Annotated in this window: 15 protein-coding genes and 1 pseudogene; 5 read left to right on the top strand and 11 right to left on the bottom strand. The window is 48.4% G+C overall.

Translation table 11 applies throughout. The features are described from left to right. Positions 1–26: 26 nt before the first annotated feature. Positions 27–407: a hypothetical protein gene (locus ABIX36_RS19310; RefSeq protein WP_348083810.1), complete on the top strand. Its 381-nt coding sequence runs from the start codon at positions 27–29 to the stop codon at positions 405–407. 341 nt (positions 408–748) lie between these two features. Further along, the gene (locus ABIX36_RS19305) at positions 749–1777 is read left to right on the top strand and encodes an acyltransferase (protein ID WP_348083809.1); all 1029 of its coding nucleotides are present in this window, start codon (positions 749–751) and stop codon (positions 1775–1777) included. Between the two features lie 259 nt (positions 1778–2036). On the opposite strand, the gene ABIX36_RS19300 is transcribed toward ABIX36_RS19305, so the two are convergent. Both ABIX36_RS19300 and ABIX36_RS19295 read right to left on the bottom strand, forming a co-directional pair. Next, positions 2037–2795 (bottom strand): class I SAM-dependent methyltransferase, encoded by a 759-nt coding sequence (locus tag ABIX36_RS19300; RefSeq protein ID WP_348083808.1) that lies wholly within the window; start codon positions 2793–2795, stop codon positions 2037–2039. Positions 2796–2922: 127 nt separating this feature from the next. After that, positions 2923–3267, bottom strand: coding sequence for a hypothetical protein (locus ABIX36_RS19295; RefSeq protein ID WP_348083807.1), 345 nt, complete (start codon positions 3265–3267; stop codon positions 2923–2925). 159 nt (positions 3268–3426) lie between these two features. On the opposite strand from ABIX36_RS19295, the pseudogene ABIX36_RS19290 reads away from it, so the two are divergent. After that, positions 3427–4479: pseudogene (locus ABIX36_RS19290) on the top strand (YifB family Mg chelatase-like AAA ATPase); the annotation flags it as partial. Here ABIX36_RS19290 and ABIX36_RS19285 read toward each other — a convergent pair. The 3 genes from ABIX36_RS19285 to ABIX36_RS19275 all read right to left on the bottom strand — a co-directional run bounded on the left by ABIX36_RS19285 (position 4460) and on the right by ABIX36_RS19275 (position 7321). After that, positions 4460–5944: a recombinase family protein gene (locus ABIX36_RS19285; protein WP_348083806.1), complete on the bottom strand. Its 1485-nt coding sequence runs from the start codon at positions 5942–5944 to the stop codon at positions 4460–4462. The pseudogene ABIX36_RS19290 and the gene ABIX36_RS19285 sit on opposite strands and share 20 nt — an antisense overlap. A 10-nt stretch (positions 5945–5954) precedes the next feature. Further along, entirely contained in the window at positions 5955–6104 is a 150-nt protein-coding gene (locus ABIX36_RS19280; RefSeq protein ID WP_348083805.1) for a hypothetical protein, read from the bottom strand. 311 nt (positions 6105–6415) lie between these two features. Then, entirely contained in the window at positions 6416–7321 is a 906-nt protein-coding gene (locus tag ABIX36_RS19275; protein ID WP_348083804.1) for a DUF1566 domain-containing protein, read from the bottom strand. Positions 7322–7513: 192 nt separating this feature from the next. Between ABIX36_RS19275 and ABIX36_RS19270 the strand changes: the two genes are divergently transcribed. Beyond that, positions 7514–7732: a helix-turn-helix transcriptional regulator gene (locus ABIX36_RS19270; RefSeq protein ID WP_348083803.1), complete on the top strand. Its 219-nt coding sequence runs from the start codon at positions 7514–7516 to the stop codon at positions 7730–7732. A gap of 279 nt (positions 7733–8011) precedes the next feature. On the opposite strand, the gene ABIX36_RS19265 is transcribed toward ABIX36_RS19270, so the two are convergent. The 4 genes from ABIX36_RS19265 to ABIX36_RS19250 form a co-directional block, all read right to left on the bottom strand. Further along, positions 8012–10954, bottom strand: coding sequence for a type IV secretion system DNA-binding domain-containing protein (locus ABIX36_RS19265; RefSeq protein WP_348083802.1), 2943 nt, complete (start codon positions 10952–10954; stop codon positions 8012–8014). A gap of 4 nt (positions 10955–10958) precedes the next feature. Beyond that, positions 10959–11414: a hypothetical protein gene (locus ABIX36_RS19260; RefSeq protein WP_348083801.1), complete on the bottom strand. Its 456-nt coding sequence runs from the start codon at positions 11412–11414 to the stop codon at positions 10959–10961. A 372-nt stretch (positions 11415–11786) separates the two neighbouring features. After that, positions 11787–12995, bottom strand: a complete 1209-nt coding sequence (locus tag ABIX36_RS19255) for a hypothetical protein (protein WP_348083800.1) — start codon at positions 12993–12995, stop codon at positions 11787–11789. Positions 12996–13335: 340 nt separating this feature from the next. Beyond that, complete coding sequence (locus ABIX36_RS19250; RefSeq protein ID WP_348083799.1) at positions 13336–14499, bottom strand: type IV secretion system DNA-binding domain-containing protein; 1164 nt, start codon at positions 14497–14499, stop codon at positions 13336–13338. Between the two features lie 450 nt (positions 14500–14949). On the opposite strand from ABIX36_RS19250, the gene ABIX36_RS19245 reads away from it, so the two are divergent. Next, positions 14950–16614, top strand: coding sequence for a recombinase family protein (locus ABIX36_RS19245; protein WP_348083798.1), 1665 nt, complete (start codon positions 14950–14952; stop codon positions 16612–16614). 289 nt (positions 16615–16903) lie between these two features. Here ABIX36_RS19245 and ABIX36_RS19240 read toward each other — a convergent pair whose 3' ends face one another. Next, positions 16904–17419 carry a hypothetical protein gene (locus ABIX36_RS19240; protein WP_348083797.1) on the bottom strand — a complete coding sequence of 172 codons (516 nt, stop codon included), beginning with the start codon at positions 17417–17419 and terminating at the stop codon, positions 16904–16906. Positions 17420–17454: 35 nt separating this feature from the next. Further along, a partial coding sequence (locus tag ABIX36_RS19235) for a hypothetical protein (protein ID WP_348083796.1) occupies positions 17455–18284 on the bottom strand: 830 nt, incomplete at its 5' end.

The following is an 18284-nucleotide window of genomic DNA, read 5'->3' as shown; positions in this document are numbered from 1 at the left end:
AACTGTTAACTTAAACACCACACGCCATGCAAAAAGCCTATCAATCCATTTATGTATCGTTTTACAGGTGGAACTTCAAAAACTTCGGACAGGGTAAAAGCTTACCAGAATTTAAATCGATGTTTAACGTGAGCTTTTTGCTGGTGGTATTGCTCACCAACGCCATGCTTTTAACAAAGCTGATGATAAAAGGACATTTGGTAAACCTTGGTATGGGTGTATGCGTGGCTATTGTTGCCGGCGCCATACTTTTCCTGGTGGCCAATCACTTTATTTTGCTGAACAACAAATGGTTTAAAAATGTGAACATACAAATGGCGCGTGTAAGCACCCGCCGCAATGTTAACATTTGCTCGGCAGCTTTATTATTCAATGTATTTATCGCCTGCGGCTTAAGCTTTATTTAAGCCAGCCGCAACAACTCATTATAATTTAAACGCCGCAATTTTGCGGCGTTTTTTGTTAATAGCATTCTGCAATTGCTTAACCGCCCGCGTTTGCAGTGAAATCGCTTAAAACCTGGTGGTTAACAGGAGGCGCCTACGGAGCCAATTTCTTTGCTATAAACAGGTTACTCCTCCGGAGTACAGACAAATGAGTTCTCAGTTCCGTAGGAACCTCCTGTTTATAGCATCATTCAAAAAGTTTTTTGGCTCCGTAGGTTCCTCCTGTTTTAAAAGCGATTTCTCTGCGCGCGTTTGCTTAATTAAACAGGAATTGTTTAAAATCCATATCTTGCAGCTGCTTAATGAAACCGCTGAAAGAATTTAAGATAAACAATTTCGACCTGCTGAGGCTACTGGCCGCCATTGAGGTGATATTCGATCATTATTACCAGCACCTTAAGCTGCCCATAAGCCATACCAGCTTAAAAATACTGTACCTTTTCCCGGGTGTGCCCGTTTTTTTTGTGATCAGCGGGTACCTCATCTCGGCTTCGTACGAACGCAATAATTCCATCAAAAACTACATCCGTAACAGGGCGCTGCGCATTTATCCCGGCCTTTGGGGTTGTATTATTCTAACGCTCATCGTTTTCACCATTACCGGCGTAAATTTTTTAAACAAACAAACCCTTGCCTGGCTGCCAACGCAATTGCTGGGCTTTATTTATACGCCAAACTTTTTAGCCAACTACGGCTTCGGCTCCTACAACGGGAGCTTGTGGACCATCCCCATCGAACTGCAGTTTTACATTATGCTGCCCATCTGCTTTTTATTAGCGCCAAAGGGTAAGCTCAACGGATGGTTCATTGCGTTATTTGTAGTTTTTGTAGGGCTAACGCTCACCTACAACTTATCGCACCTTAGCGATAAACTAACCAAGCTGTTGCGTTATACTTTTATACCGCATTTCTACCTGTTCCTTACCGGTGTTATTTTTCAGCGGCTGCGCATCTACAGCTCAAAATTTATTTACGGAAAAGCGCTGTACTGGATAGTGCCCTACGCGGCGTTCAGCATGTTCTTTTTCGACAGGATAGACGCGGCATACTTTACGGTGATCCAATACCTGTTCCTGTCCTTTACCCTGCTTTCGATGGCGTATACCCTGCCAAACCTCGCGGATAAACTACTACGGAAAAATGATATCTCCTACGGCATTTATATTTACCACGGCATGATCATCACGGTAGTGGTAGAACTGAAGTTGGTACCCTATTTTAACCTGGTTTATTTGATCCTGGGCACGGTGGTAATGGCAACGCTTTCCTGGTTGTTTATAGAGAAACCATTCATCAAACGCAAAGAGCGCACCATCCACGCGGTGGAATAGGGGGGCGTTAATTTGGCTTATTTTATTTCCCAATTGAGAACAATACCCTCGTCAGAAGGTAGTATTTATTAGACTTAGGATGACACGACATATAGTAAAATATGTTAACCCAACACATTTATTAAACAACGGACTAAGAGTGTTTTATAAAATAATTATTGAAATTGTGTTAAGTTGTGTTAACCCTAATTAACACGCAAGGAAGAGGGAAAATGGAAAGGGTTTACAAAACCGACTGCCGATAAACAACGCTTGCACCCTATTTCATCAATATCCCCACAAACATATTGCCCGCCAGATTAAAGGGGGCGAATAAGCCGTAGATGATTTTGGCGGCGGGTAGCTGCATCCCCTGCGGTAGCTTGCCGGCCAGTTTAGATACCATGAGCCCATGGTCCCAAAAACGGAGCACTTTTATTTGTTTATAGTTTTTGAGGAGGTAGCTTTTAACGGCCTGGGTAAAACTGTTCTTGTCCCAGCGATATACGTAGTTAATGGCGGAGCCCTGTTCCTCCCATTCGGTACCCATCAGGTTGCCGATAAGACTATCGTAAGGCTCTATCACGATGACCGCTTTTTTTGCTACACGCAGCATTTCGGTAAAGCCCGTAACCGGGCGGGGCAGGTGATGCAGGCCGTCCTGCACAACAACCAAATCGTACGAAGCATCGGGTACATCGAGGCTTTCGCCGTTTAGCATAATGGTGCTGATAGATGGGTCGAACTCGTTGCAGATCTTAAGGGAGTTCTCGGAGATATCGCTTACGGTTACATTGTTAAAGCCGTTCTTTTTAAAGAACAGGCCTTCGCCCCCAACGCCGCCGCAGGTAAGTAACACGCTCCACTCGCGGATGTTGGCGTTGCTTTGTTCCAGTACGGCAAGAGCTTTTAACAGCCGGCGATCGCGCAGGTAACGGGTGAGCGGATCAGTAGTGATATGAAAATCAAACTCCGAACGCTGTTCCGGCGCGTAAATTCCCTCGTAAGCGTTCTGCTGCTGTTTAACCTGCTCAAGCATCCTGTAACTTTTTAGGGGAAAGATAGGAATTTTGAGGGAAAGGAGGAAGTGGGGAGGTGTTGGGCGTGTGAAATTGCCCGATGCTATGAATACATTGTACCCTTGCCCGGCGAGAATGGTTATAAAACTATTTTTTCATAGCGTCTTTTGCAACGTACGAATTATAAAAATCGCCTGTTCCCTTGGCATCTAATCTGCCCACAATCACCTCTTCAGAGCTTTTCCCGAGTTCGATGTTCGGGCGTAAATGGTAATGCTCTCTTGCTCCTATCGGAATGCCTGTCTCATGGTCTTGATTTAAGTTGGCTATTTTAATTAAAAGCTTTGCAAACGACCTCAACCCTTCAGGGTCGCCGTGAATTAATATCTCCTTCCATTTTTTTATTTCACCTTCAAATTCGTCTTCGCAATCCGCAACATCAATATCCAAATGACCTTTAATTTCATTTCCGCGCCATTTTATCTTTGCCATACCAACTGTTTCTTGCTAATTAACCAATAAATTCTGGTATTTCTTGTAAGCCCAACTCCGTTCAATCCGTCCATCGCTCGTTTTTTAAGTATAAAAATTCCCCTCATGTAACCTTCAAAATAAATCTATATCTTTCGCTATACAAAAACCTTGTCTATAGTGTTAGTTAAAACCTTTGGAAGTGCGGTGTATGGTATAGAGGCAATTACCATAACAGTGGAAGTGAATATTGCGGCGGGCACCAAATACTTTGTGGTGGGCCTGCCCGATGTGGCTATTAAAGAAAGCTATTTTCGCATAGAATCCGCCTTGAAAAATTGCGGCTACCGCATGCCCCGCCAGCAGGTGGTAGTAAACATGGCCCCTGCCGACATAAAAAAGGAAGGCTCCTCTTACGATCTCACTATCGCTATTGGCGTGTTAGCCGCCTCCGGCCAAATAGAAACCGGGGAGCTGGATAAGTACCTCATTATGGGGGAATTGTCGCTGGATGGAGGCTTGCAGCCAATTAAGGGCGCGCTCCCCATTTCTGTACAGGCGCGGAAGGAAAAGTACAAAGGCTTTATCCTTCCCAAACAAAACGCCCGTGAGGCGGCCATAGTAAACGACCTTGAGGTGTACGGCGTGGAGAATATTAAACAGGTAGCCGATTTCTTCAACGGTACCGCCACATTAGAACGCGAGGTAGTAAACACCCGCGACGAGTTTTTCGACAGCCTCACCAATTACGACAGCGATTTCAGCGAAGTGCGCGGACAGGAGAACATTAAACGCGCACTGGAAATTGCCGCTGCAGGCGGGCACAATGTGATACTGATAGGCCCGCCCGGTGCTGGTAAAACCATGCTGGCGCGGCGGCTGCCATCCATATTGCCACCCCTGAGTTTGCACGAATCATTGGAAACCACCAAGATCCATTCGGTTGCCGGTAAACTTTCCGCCGCAGATGCGCTGGTAACTACCCGGCCGTTCCGCTCGCCGCACCATACCATTAGCGATGTTGCGCTCGTTGGCGGCGGCAGTAACCCCCAGCCGGGCGAAATTTCGCTGGCGCACAACGGTGTTTTATTTTTAGATGAGTTGCCGGAATTTAAGCGCTCGGCTTTAGAGGTAATGCGCCAACCGCTGGAAGAACGCAAGGTAACCATCTCCCGGGCAAAGTTCACGGTAGATTACCCCAGCAGTTTTATGCTTATCGCTTCAATGAATCCATGACGCTGTGCGAAGGTTTCTTTGCATTTTGAGGGGAATTCGGAACGTACGCGAGCGTGATGACGATGTCTTCCTTGCCGATTTCGATGGATGTCACTACCGATTCGACGATGTTGCGCTTCTCCCCGAACTTCAGAGTCTCCCATTCGTCATACAGGGTTTTCACTTCCCGCATAACGTTGTCGCTCGACAGCATAGCGATGCTGAGCACGTCGGTCTCCGCTTCGAGTATCGGCAGACGGGCATCCAGCTGGTTGAGCTGCTCCTCCGCGGGGCGGTACTTTTCCGCGAACTGCTCCTTGGAAAGTTCCTGGCTTACTCGCAAGTCTATGAGGCTGTGGATGGTTTTCTGGAGGCGCTCCCGCGCGGTCTTCGTGCTCTCGAGCAGGGCTTTTTTCTCCCGTATCTCGCTGTCCGTTTCGGAAAGGTAGCTCGCTACGTCTATGCCTTTCAGGTACTCTTTCAGGTGCTCCTGAAATATCTCGTCAAGGTCGGCGACCGATATGCGGTGCCGGCACTTGCTGCAGCTGTAGACCTTCGAGGTGTGATACACGTACATCGTCTTGCCGCAGTCGCACTTAACGAATCCCGACAGCAGGTACACCGCCTTCGGGCGCGACATGCGCCCCGCTTCCTGAATGTCCAAAACATGGTTTACCGACTGCCACAGCTCGGAAGAGACAATAGCGGGGCAGGGCATGACCACCCACTCCGACTCCGGCTTGATGACCCACTGCTTGCCGTCGCCGAGGCTCTTGGTGTAGTTCGCCCGCCGCTCCCCCTTTGCGGTGCTGTCGCGCAGCAGGCGCGAAACGGTGGTAGCGGTGAACTTGGAGTTGTTGCGGGTCCTATACCCCGCGTCGTTGAGCGCCCTCGCCGTGCTGAACTTGCGCTGGTGCTGCATGAACAGCTCGTACATCAGCTTGCGAACGGGCGCCTCCCTCTCGTCTACCACCAGCTCCTTGTTCTGCCATCGGTAGCCGAACGACGCCTGCCCGCCCAGCGGCTTGCCGAGCTTCGCTCTTATGGGAACCGACGCCGCGACCCTGCTGCTGATTTCCTCCCGCTCCCATTCCGCCATTGCCGCAATGACCGTGTAGAACAGCCTGCCTGCGGGAGTGCTGGTGTCGATGCTTTCGGACAGCGAGATGAGGTCGGCGTTGTGGGTTCTGAAGATATTAGAGAACTCCAAGAGCTCCAGCGTGTTGCGGGCGAGGCGGGCGAGCTTAGAGAATACCAAGCCGTTTATGTGCCCACTCTTGATGTCACGCAGCATCCGCTGCGTTTCGGGGTGCTCCATCACGGACTTTCCGCTCACAGCGTCGAGCTGGTACACTTCCAAGATTGGCCAGCCTTTGGCTTGCGCGTAATACCGGGCGCGCTGCTCATGATGCTCGGGGCTGTCGTCCTTTACCTGCATGTCCGTGCTCACACGGATGAAAATGCCGACACGTTTTGCTTCCATTTGCGTAGGATTAGTGGTGAAAGAATAGGTTGATTAAAGATAGCAAATAGTCGGCAGCGTAGCCGATTATTTCTATTGCCGCGTACAGCAAGGCGAGCCACAACGCTGCTCCGAATGCAAAAAGATGCAGGTTTTCGGTTTTAAATTTAGGAACTGGCATATTTATATGTTTTCCTAATCGTATCCTCTGCGAGCGCGGAGAAGTAGTAGCGGTTTTTCATGGTAAATCGTGAAGTTTTCTGCTTCAATTAGAGTGCATTTTTTCGCAACCTCGCAAAAACAACAGCCCTCTTTTTCACAATAAAGCCCCCTAACACTCGCTGCTTGGGGGCTTCAACCTAAACCTTATCACAATGGCAGCGGATGCCGCCATTAATAGAATTGGCAAAGTACGAAAATTATCGCTTTCAGCATCGTTGATTTCCGGCGCTATCCCAGAACTGCCCGAAGCAAGGGCAATTCGTCGCTGGCTCAGAATGCCCGTATCGGTCGCACCGTATATTTAGCGGTCTTCGTGTCTGATCCGGCATTTCCGTATTGATGGGTAATCAAGTAAGCCCAGGTTGAATTTGTTGTAAGCTCCGTCGACGACCACGTATCGTAGCTGTGCTCTACCGCGTCGTAAGGAATAGCTGATGAATTGTACAGTGTAGACAGCTGATTTATCGCGGGCAGATACCAGTCGCTGTACCCGCCGTCCCTGCACGCCCTGCATGTTCCCGCCGCAGTCTTCGCGGTCGTGCCGAACAGGGCGACAATCTTGTCGGTATTCGCCTTGCCGTCCGTTGTGCTGTATGCCCCAGCGGCACCGGCACCCCAGCCGACTTCGGAAAACAGGTGCTTTGTGGCGATAAGGCCGTGCACCGTGGTCGCGTCTATCGAGAACACGTAGCCGCCCTGATAGTATTCGCCGATCTTGAAGGCGGTGACAAAGCTGAGCTGGGGGCTGTAGCCCGTGCCCGCCGAATTGGTCGCGTAGGCGCGCAGGTAATACTTCGTGTTCACCTTGAGCTTGCCGATGGGGCTGCTGAACGCCCCGGTGCCAGTGCCGCTTGAACTCCTGCTGCCTGCAATGGTCGGGTTGGGCGTCTCGCTCCAGCATACTCCCCGCTCGGTGACCGTCGCTCCCCCGTCGCCGCTCACGAAGCCGCCCGTGGCGACAGAGTCGTGACCGACGACGAAGGTCGGGTGCATGCCCTGGGAGCTGAGCTCAAACAGCGTGTCCACTTTCGGCGCGGTAGCGGCCGGCTTCGGCGGCACAACGGGATCAACGGGAGTTGGAGTGCTGCCACTGCCTCCCTTGCCGCACGAAGTCGTCAAAAGGATTGCAAGTAACATAACGGGGATAAACGCTAACGGCAAGATGGGCTTTTTCATATATTCAATTGATTTATTTCCGATGGGTGTAACAAGTTAAAGGTGTTGGAAACTTTTTAAAAAATAAGATGAATTAAATTTAAGGGATATAAATATATTATCAAAGATTTTAATATCTTTTATTTGATATTTATTAAATACTGGGGATATTAATTGCTCAAGCCCAAGTTTTGCCGTTGCATATATTTGATTATGCAGAAAGAAAAGCGCGTCTATAACCGCATCAAGGCGTTTTTAGCGCTCAAGAGAGTGAAGAGCAAGGCATTGGCCGAGCAACTTGATGTAAGCGAGCAGACGGTATCGAAATGGTGCACCAACTACAGCCAGCCGTCCATTCCCGAACTCTACGCAATTGCGGAGTTTCTTAAAACAGACGTGTGCGAGCTGCTTGAGCCGATGGCGAGAAGCTAAGGGTCGCGGGCTCTCGTGTTTAGATGCAAAAAAAAAGGGGGCAAGGGTTGTTTCCAACCTTAGAGCCCGAACGAGGCCGCGACGAAAGCTTGAAATAAGGTACTATACGAAGCCCCCTCAGACTCGCTGCTTGGGGGCTTCAACCTAAACCTTATCACAATTGATGGCGGATGCCATCAGCAATAGATACTGCAAAGATAATTATTATGTCAATATTAAACAGTCCAGTCTACGCGGTAATCGTTCGCCTTATGCGTCACTTCGTGGCAAAGAAGTGCGCTACTTTCTTGACCCTTTCACTATGCTTTGCAATAGGGCCTGGTTAATTCCCCCCTCCTGATATTGCACTTTAACCCTATACCCTTTCATCACCGTTGGTTGAGTGTTCGGCAGTGGCTTCGTATCAACTGTTAGTACTGTATAAAATTCATCAACCGTCACAAATGTTATCTTGTCTAACACCGTGGGTGAAATCGTGCTTCTCACTAACGTTTCAATAGTGCTAAGCTTCTTCCTATTAGATGAGCAGCACACTACCCGCTCGTATCCGGCAGCCAGGCACTTCTGAATGTTTTTAAGTTCATACTCCGGCGCGTTGGTGACCGACAGCTCGACCGCTATGCGCATTCCCGCTTTTTCAAGCAGCACGTCGACTTGCCCGTTCCTGTCGGGCGTCGGCGCTTCGATCTGCGCCGTGTAGCCGCGCTCTTCTGCCAGCTTTTTTATAAACGCCTGCGCATAGCGGTGCTCCCGCACCGACTGCGGCGCGGTGGCGGGTTCTATTTCAGGAATAAAAGAGGGGCGTTTTGTAGTTGGCGGCGCGGGCTGCGGTTGAGGCTCCATGACCGGCACAATTTCGGGAACAGCAAGAGGTGCCGACGAAGTGATTGCAACAATCGGCACGCTGTAGAGCGCGCGAGAGCGGTCAATGATTGCTTCGGTATTGTCCTGTTGATTGTCGTTCTCGTGGGCAATAACCGAGAGGTTAAAGTCCGCATCTGCGGTATTGACGCGCGCAATGGCTTCCCCTACGCGCAGGTTCTGCAAGTCGTCCGCGGTGAAGGCCGCAAAGCCCTCTTGCATGCGCTTTGCCTCGCTGTCAGCGAGGCGGAAGCAGATGCGCGTAGCAGCATTGGCAAGCACGCTGCTGGCAACCTCCGCATCGTGCTTCTGCACCTGCTGCATGTCCTGATGCGCCAGCACCAGCCCCAGCCCATACTTGCGCGCGCCGGAAAGGATCGCTGCCATGGAAGGGGTGACAAAATTGTGGAACTCGTCGATGTAGCAGAAAAATGGCCTGCGGGTGCCTATTGCCTGAGCTTGTCGCGCCATAGCCGCCTGCTGCAACTTCGCGACGATGAACGCGCCCAGCAGATAGCTGTTTTCTGCTCCCATCAGCCCCTGCGAAAGCTTCACCAATACTATCTTTCCGCTGTCCATGAGCGCGCCAATATCAAGACCCTTGGTTTGGCACACCATCGCGCGGATGACTTTGGGGCGCAAGAAGCTGTCGAGGCGCGTTAATATCGGGCCGACAGAGCCGCCAGCCTTGAGTAGCGGGTATTCTTTCTGCCAATAATAGGCGATGTCGGGGTCGGTGACGGTTGCGAGAATGCCGTTGCGATAGGACGGCTCAATCAGGAACTTGCGCAAGTCGCCCAAGTGGTACGTGGCGGCATTGAACAGCAGTGCCAGTATCGCGTTGGAGAGGACGCTGTACATCTGGTCGCCAAACGAGGTGCTCAACCTCTTGAAGACTGCCGCCAAGTCGGAGGCAAGGAGCTCGCGCTCGATGTCCGAGTGCGCCTCGAAAATGTTGAGCCCTATCGGATACTCGCTGTCCGTCGGGTCAATCAGTACAACGTCCTTAATGCGCGATGCCGGGATGCTTGCAAGCAATCCAGCAATCAGGTCGCCATGAGGGTCGAGGCACAGCAGGCCGTTGCCTGCCGCAATATCCTGCATCATCAAGCTGTGCAGCAGCGTCGACTTCCCTGTTCCCGTCGCGCCCATGATATGCACATGTTTCAGCCTCTCGTCGATATTTATGCCGACAGCTATTTCTTGCCCTTGGTGCTCGTTGATACCTAAGACGTACGAATTACTAATTAAAAGTGGCGGTGCCTGCCTGGTCGTGCGGTGCTGCCTGAGCAGCTTCTTAGAAAGCTGCTGGCTCGGAACGTGTGCAAGGGTCGAGAGTTCGGAAACATTGAGCAGCATGCCCAGCCTATGGCTCTGCCGCAATGCCAAGTCCGACAGCCTCTGGTCAATCGTGTATGCGGGCGTGCTCAATGGCTGCAAGGCGTTATGGTTCGAGATAGAGGCATGAACAAGCGCGACCGCGCTATGCCGCAGCAATGCAGCAGCGTTAGTGATGCAGTCTGCAAACGCCGCGATGCGTACATTCGCAAAGAACAGCGGCTGCGATGTCTTCTCTTTCGCCAGTTGCGGCATTTCGGGCGCGTCAATGAAAAACGATCCACCGATGCCGTCGCCTGCCGCGCGGACAATGCTTTCTCCCCAAGGCTGCGTCGCGCCGCAGAATAGCACCTGCACTATTATCGCCTCGTCGTCTCTCAAACGCTCGAACGTGCCGAACAGCGGCGTATAGGGGTCGTATGCCCCACGAAGCGTCGCTATCGGGCGCATGCACTCCTCTTGCAGCCCGAAGTCTGCCGTACTTACCGCATTATCGCCGTCTGCCCAACGGATTATATCATCCGCTTGCGTCTCCTGCACCGAGCATTCGGGAAAGTACGACCGCAGCTGAATGTATATAAAGGGCGCAACATTTTCGCTGCACACAATTTGAATGCTCACTGTTTCATATTCTGCAACAATCTCAAAGCTGGCTGGCTCACGACATAATGCGAACATTGTTAGGAGACGCTCCATCGTCTCGCTCCTTGCACTGTATCCTTTGGGAACGGTAACGGCATATATGGTGAGGCGCGGAGGGTCTCCACCGTCGGGAACTGCAACGCTTTCGTCTACCGTGGCTTCGGCGATTGCGGGGGCCGGCTTCGGCGCAAGGTGTCCTTTCAGCCTGCTCAGGAAGCCGGGTCTCCTGCCGTCGTCAATGATTTCGCCTGCAACGTAATGGCCGAAGAAGGGAACGAAAGATGGCTCAAGCCGCACCGGCTCGTCAAATGCGTGCCATCCCCTGCCTCGCTGTTCCCAATCGTAAAACTGCTCGGTGAGCGACTTGCCTCGGCTGCTCATGTGGCTAATTCAGCGCGACTGTCTGCCGCTTCGCGTGAATGGGGTCGAGCGTTGCTGTCACCTCGCCAATGAGCGCGTCGATGCTCCTTTCGAACATGATACGAGTGTCCTGGGCGTACATCGTCGCCTCGGTGTCCTCGAACAGGTAACTCATGATCGGGCTTCGGTATATCCAGTCGAGCAGCCAGTTGCGCTTGTGCCAAAACCACCAGCTGACAAAATAGCTACGCCCATAGGGGGCGGCACAGACGTAAAACCACAGCTGTTTTCTTCGTATGACTAAGTACTCCCGCTTGTCTTGCAGCACGTTCCTGCTCTCGAACACCGCGCGACGCTCTACCTTGATGTCGGGATAATCGTACGAGGAGATGATTTTTTCCAGCTTTGAATAGCATTCGTCGGATGACAGCTGGAGGTCGGCGAAATGCCGATACGCGTGCTTGAGGGCTTTTTGTGGCATGGCAAAGGTTATTGGCTGGCATAAAGCTACTTAGCGCGATTTAAAAAAGCAAATTTCTTGGAAAATTAAAAGCGGCTTTCTACCTTTAGGCAAACCATAAACCCTGTCGCCATGACTCTTTCTTTTGTGCTTCTCCGCTTTCACTGGAACCTGTCGTATTTGATAGACAGTCATCCCTTAGTCAGCCTTGTCTTATTGGTTTGGATACTTAAATATGTCTTCCGTTGGTTCTTCGGCATCAACAAGATTAGGCGCGCGCAAACCCAGTACACGCAGCTGCTTGAGCAGCATAACGATCTTCTGCAACGGCAGACGGAAATGATGGAGCAGCACAGGACAGTGTTGAGTAAATTAGGTGATAAGTACCTTTAGCTAAAAATCACCCAAATCCAATTCGACGTCTGGAGGTCTAAAGTCCTTATTGTTGATTTTGTGATAATAGAATGCTTTACCGTCCATATTCAAAATTGGTGCCTTTTTGAAATCCATGAAGAACCCTTTTCTCGTGCCGTAGGTAGAACTGACCGTAATGCGTTCTAACCGTATGATGCGCTCTCTGTAATCGCTATTCGTAGCAATTAGAAAGTTGCATCCGGATAAATTATCGAAACTTATATCATTGGACATGAAATTGCCGGAAGCTTCGTTCCCTTTTAAGTCATAGAATTTGGCTTCAAAAATAAATTCCTGCTTCTTAAAATCTACGACGAGCGTTTTGATTACCCTCCGAAAAGGAATAAATTCTGTTCTTAATGCCAAGTATTCTTCTAATTCAGGTATTAGACCTGTTACAAAAACGGAGCCCTTCATTCCAGAATTCGGAAATCCTGATTTATACATGTGAACTGGCTGCTTCGTAACAATTATCACAGTCTTAATGAAATTATCGTATTCTGCCCTGACGTTGATGTTCAACGATTTAAGGCTATCCATATTCGGGATTACAACCGTGTCCTTTGTCTGACTGAAATTTATATATTTGGAATAAAATGCCCTATCTCGTAACGCGTATATCGACGCCTCTAAGCTGTCTGTGTAACCTGTTTTAAAAGACACCCTAAATTGTAAAATCATATTGAGTGGAGAAAGCGGATTTAACAATAGCTTCATTCCTTTGTAGGTGTCGTTTTGCTTGGTTAACAGGGAGTCATTTTTCTCTAAAATCCTTTTCGCTGAATCAACGTTTTCTTTTTGTAAGGAAAGTTGCATTTGATTGGCAAGTAAAATTGGCTGTAACCTACTGATGGTTGTATCCGCTTTTTTCAGGCTTTCACCAAATTTTTTTATTATCGTGTCTTGCCTTAAGCTGTCCTTTAATGCCTTAGCATTGTCTTGTTTTCTCGCATTTTTTTCTTTCTGATTATCAAGATATTGGGAGTAAATGGCCTGCCCGACCTGCAACAATAGAATCAGTCCTACTAAGCAAAGATTCGCCCTAAAAAAGATTTGCTTAAAAGTATATTTTTCATTAAAACCACGAAATTTTGATTTCAGCTTTTGTGATGTCAAACCGTCTTCAACCTTAGCGAAAACTGCTAAAATGGTGCCAAATAAAATTGTGACGATAACGAACCCAATCATGAAATAAATATAAGTAAAAGCCACTGCATCGCAGTGGCTTACATTAATTTCACGAAAAAATTGCTATTGGAACCATCGCAACGATTACGAGGCACAGCAATACTCCTGCCACTGTCCTTGAAGGAGTATCAGGCTCGGTGCAACAGAAACAGTAAGCGGCTAACAGATTAATTATTATCACAATTACAATTAATGGCCATATCCGCCCTTTTTTTATCTTTTTATTTGGTGTCATAGTGAACGAGATTTAATGGTTACCAAAAGGTATCTTCCCTCTGATAACCATTAAATCAATTTGTATTAATCATAGCACATACGACTATAAATGTCAATAGCACACTTATTCCATCGTCACCGCGCTAAACCCCTTGCTCTCCGCCCCGTCAATCAGCAGCTTCAAATAAATATGATACTTCGGCAGGCTGATAAAGTCGTCATACGTGAACACGGGATAAAACTGCTTTTCCATCACCTTGGCATCTTCCAATCCCACGCGGAACACGATCAGCGTCCCGAAATTGGCAAGTATCGCGCTTCTCGTGTCAGGCTCCAGCTGGTCGAGGTGCTGGTTGGCCAGGAACAGCCCCAGGCCGAACTTGCGCACCTGCGGGAGCATGGCGGCAAATGAGGTCGATACGAAGTGCTGCGCCTCGTCTATGAACACGTAGAACCGCCTGCGCTCCGTTATGGGGATTGATGCCCGGCGCATGGCGGCATTCTGGATGCTGGTGATGATAAAGCTGCCGAGCACGGTTGCCACGTCCTCGCCTACCTCCCCTTTCGACAAGTTCACCAGCACGATCTTCTGCCCGTTCATGCAATGCTCAAAGGAAATGCCCTGCCGCTGCCCGAAGATGCCGCGCAGGGTGTCGTTGGCAAGCAGCACGCCCACCTTGTTCAGTATCGGCTGCACGGTGCTCGCCTGCATGCTCGCGGAGTATTGACTGTATTCGTTCACCCAGAACGACTTGGTATAGGGATTCTGTACGTGCTGCAATACCTGCGCGCGAAACGCGCTGTCGGTCAGCAGCGTTGAGATGTCCAGCAAGGTGGCGTTGGGATATTCGAGCAGCGAGGCAATGGCGAAACGCAGCACGTATTCGAGCTTGCTTCCCCATGCGTCGCTAAAGAGCCGCTTGAACGTGGTTATCATCTCGGACGCTACCAGCTGCCGCTGATGCTCCGGCACGCCTGCCAGCGGATTGAAGGCTGGCAGGTCGGCGCGGTTGGTCGCGTCGAAATATATCACGTCCTGCTTTCGGTGTTCCGGCACCTTCCTGTGCACGGCCTCGACGGTATCGCTGTGCGGGTCGAGCACGCAGATGCCGTAGCCCTTGTGCATGTCGTCGACCGCCATGTTGACGAGCAGATGCGACTTGCCCATGCCGGTCTTGCCCAGGCAGAATATGTGGTACAGGCGGTCGGTGGGCTTGATGCCAAATATTCGGTTGTGGTTGCGCCAGTTGGTTTGTCCAATGGGAGTAAAAGGTGTGTTTTCTTGCATCAACAAAGTTTAACAGCAACACAAGATTGGTTGCAGTATCGGTTTTCACATGCTAACCGTTAATTACCGTTACTACCCCCTCCTTTGAATAAATGTGATTATATCGGAATGCCGATAGAGGAACATCACTTAAATAGACTTATGGAGATTTACCACCGGGACTATGGGGTACAAATGGATTTATCGCAAGCAGAAGCTGAATTCGCTAAACTTTCCCAATTGTACGGAATTATCTATCTCTCCCCGACGCAATTGCAGATACAAGACAACGAGTCAGCCGTGGCAATTTACGGTTCTACCAAGTCGAGTTATAATGAATTGGCTACACATCAGATTAATAATTAACCAGTTTTAAGCTCAAAAGAGGGGCGGGCAGAATCTTATGTGTAGCAACTTAAGACGGTTACTGCCTTCCCCTCTTTTGAGTTTTGAGGCGACTACGATAAATGTATGAACAACAACGGAACACTTAGGCACGCCGAATATCTGCGCAAGTCAACTGACGATAAGGAGAAGCAGGTGCTTTCATTGGGGAGTCAGCGCGACGTTCTTGACAGATTGAAGAAAGCGCACGAATTAAGAATCATAGAAACAGTTGAAGAAATGATGTCTGCAAAGCGACCGGGGAGACCCGGGTTTGCAAAACTTATAAAACAAATAAAGGCAGGCAAAATTAACGCCTTAGTCACGTGGGCACCGCATCGTCTGTCACGTAATTCTGTTGACATAGGGGAGCTGATCAACTTATTTGACACCGGGCATCTCAAAGAGATTGTGACTGAAAGCCACGTGTATCGCAACAATCCAATGGATATTTTCATGCTCGGTTTTCATTGCCTGCAAGCAAAGTTTGAAAATGACAACAAGGCAATAGATGTTAAGGGAGGCATGATAAGAAGCGCGAAACTTGGCATTTATCCAAGCCGACCGCCGCTCGGATACCTCCCCGACAAGGGCGGAATAAAGGGGGCACGGAAGCGAAGAATAGACCCAGTTAATTTCCCAATAGTCCGCAAGTTATGGGAGCAGGTGCTTAGCGGGCAGTACACACCCAAGCAGGTTTTGGACATCGCAACCGAGCAATGGGGGCTTCGTAGTAAAAAAGGGCTTAAGTTGTCGAAATCGACGCTGTATCAGATGCTTAACAATCCCTTCTACTACGGTGAGTACCGATGGCCCCGCAACGGCGGAGAATGGTACAAGGGGATTCACAAGCCTATGGTTAGCAAGGCGGAATTCGATCGCGTACAATTGCTTATTGGAAAAACTGGCAGGGCAAGACCTGTTAAGCATTATTTCGCCTTTGGCGGCTGCTCCCTTCATTGCAGCGTATGCGGTTGCGCAATCAGCGGCTGCGAGAAGACCAAGTATCAAAAGAACGGCAACGTTCATACTTACCAATATTATTTCTGTCCAAAGCATAAGCCTGGCGTTCTTTGTAAGGAGCCGCCTGTTTCTGGAAAATCGCTTGAGGCGCAGATAGAGCGTCTTTTGCAAGAGATTAACATTTCCAAAGACTTGCACCAGTATTTAATGGCTTGGGTTCGTAGGGAAAACAAAAAGCGGTTTACCGAAATACTTGCTCAAAATGCTGCCAATAAACTTGCCTACGATGTTGTGACCAACAAATTAGATGGTTTAATTGACATGAGAGCAGGCGGATTAATCACTGATGCTCAATATCAGGAAAGGGCGCAAAAAACACAGTCCGAAGAGACTCGTCTTGCACAATTGATTAAAGACGCGGACGACAGTGTCTCTGGGTGGATTGAAACTGCTGAAAAAATGTTTTCGTTTGCGGAGATGGCGGTTTATAACTTCAAAAAAGGCTCAGCAGCGGCCAAGAGAGGTATCCTTGTGAGTTTAGGTTGGAACCTATGTATAAAAGACAGGAAGCTTGATTTATCAGGGGAGAACTGGATTGTCCCGCTTAGGCACATAGCTAAAAGGCTCCAAGAAGAATTACCAGCGTTGGAACCTGTTTTAGCTTTGGAAAATAAGGTTCAAGTTGAGAATTTCCTTAATAGTCCATTTATGTGCTCCCAACTGGACGACCTTAGGAACCGTATTATTAAAAACCCTCAAAAGAAATACTTTACAGCGGACGATATTTAAACTCGACTATACTAATTATACGTCGAGCCTTGTGATAAGAGATGTCGAGGGCTTAGGGAAAACGTTGCGAACTTTTGAGCTTATTGCAATCTTCCAATCCTGTTTATTAGTCCTTCGCGATTGCGTTAGGGCTGAAACGCTCGACAGAGAACATATTGCAGCTTCAACACCTTGAAAGGCATGAGCCATAAAAGCGTTTATATAGATCCCTTCACACCGGGATTTGTTTTGAAGTATTTGACCAAAACATACTATTAATATGTAAAGCGATACGGAGTCCTAATGGGTTTTATTGCACATATATATTCCCTTTCTTAATGTTTTTTTTCCTCTCTTTAATATCTTCATAGTATCCTTTTAAAATTATATAAATACTTTTACGCTTCCCTGCTATTTTGACATTGTCAATTTGATTAATGGAAATTAAAATAGTTTCAGGATTATCAATTCGCTCATTGTCAATAAACACGGGTAACTTACTATAAGGTTTTTGCGGGATTTTATAAACGTTTAACAACTCGCCAAACGTTAATAGTTGGGTTCCTGGCGCAAGGGTTATTGTCACCATGCCATTGACCTTAAGGAACTGACAAACTTTTTCGAAAGCGGGCTCTTGCAGTGGGCTCATGGTAACCGTCCGTTGTGGGTCTCCATAATAGTTTGTTGTGTACAACGGGGGCTTGTCTTTTGATGTATAAATTATGTAAAAGACCCTTTCTACTGTATCAATTGCCGATTTGTTCTGTGCCCGAACGTTGTTAAAGACAAAAAGCGCGATAATCGCTAAATAAATCGTTTTTTTCATTATGCTGATTATTAAAAGGTTCATATATGGCGTATCTAACGATATCCAGTAATTTGGAAGGTTTGGATGAATTCAGATGGATAGCGACTCTCGTATTTAAAAGATTGTGAGTTCCAATAGTTATAAACAAAACCTTGACGAGCGCCATCTACATAATAGCTAAACCCAGTAATAAGCACTTGATGGTATTGTGGCACTCTATCTTCATACCGGCTTATATATACTCCTACAACAGGATTGTTGTTTTTAAGAGCACCTATCGGGTCGTTAGTTCTATTTCCAGTTAGTAATTTTTCAAAAAGAAACTGAGTCATAATTCCACTTTTTTTAATTCCTTCTACCTGCGCTGTATTCAGACTATGTGCTCTAACGAATTCTAAAAAAAAACCGAATCCATCCGTTTTTTTACCCCCAAGATAACTTCTGGCGGCGGCCGACGAATAAAAAGCACAGAGACCAAATAGTTGACGATGCAAGCCATCATTTGCAGGTAATTTCGTACCGTCAAGATGGAATAAATTTCCAGCGTATGAATATGGATCGGAATTGGAAGTCCCGCTTACGACACCAAATGAACTCTCTCCATTCGAATTGTTATCAACCCCACCCGCACCGACATTAATGTCACTGATATTCTTTGATGGAGAATAAAGGTTGTCAAGCGCGCTCATCCGTACTACTTGTCCGTTCGAACTGACATAAAATCCATTACCGGCTAAAGCTTTGTCCCATGTGGCGCTGTAATTCTTTGTGCCTCCGCCGCCAGCAAAGTAATTGCCGCTGTTTATCCAATAATAGTCTCCGGCGGCCGCATATCCTGCCTCATTTGCATAGGAACGGAATATAGTCTGATGCGGGGTCCACG

This window comes from Mucilaginibacter sp. (assembly GCF_039925265.1).
Lineage (GTDB): Bacteria > Bacteroidota > Bacteroidia > Sphingobacteriales > Sphingobacteriaceae > Mucilaginibacter.
The sequence above is the reverse complement of the archived record's forward strand: the minus strand, read 5'-3'. Positions and strand labels throughout refer to the sequence as shown.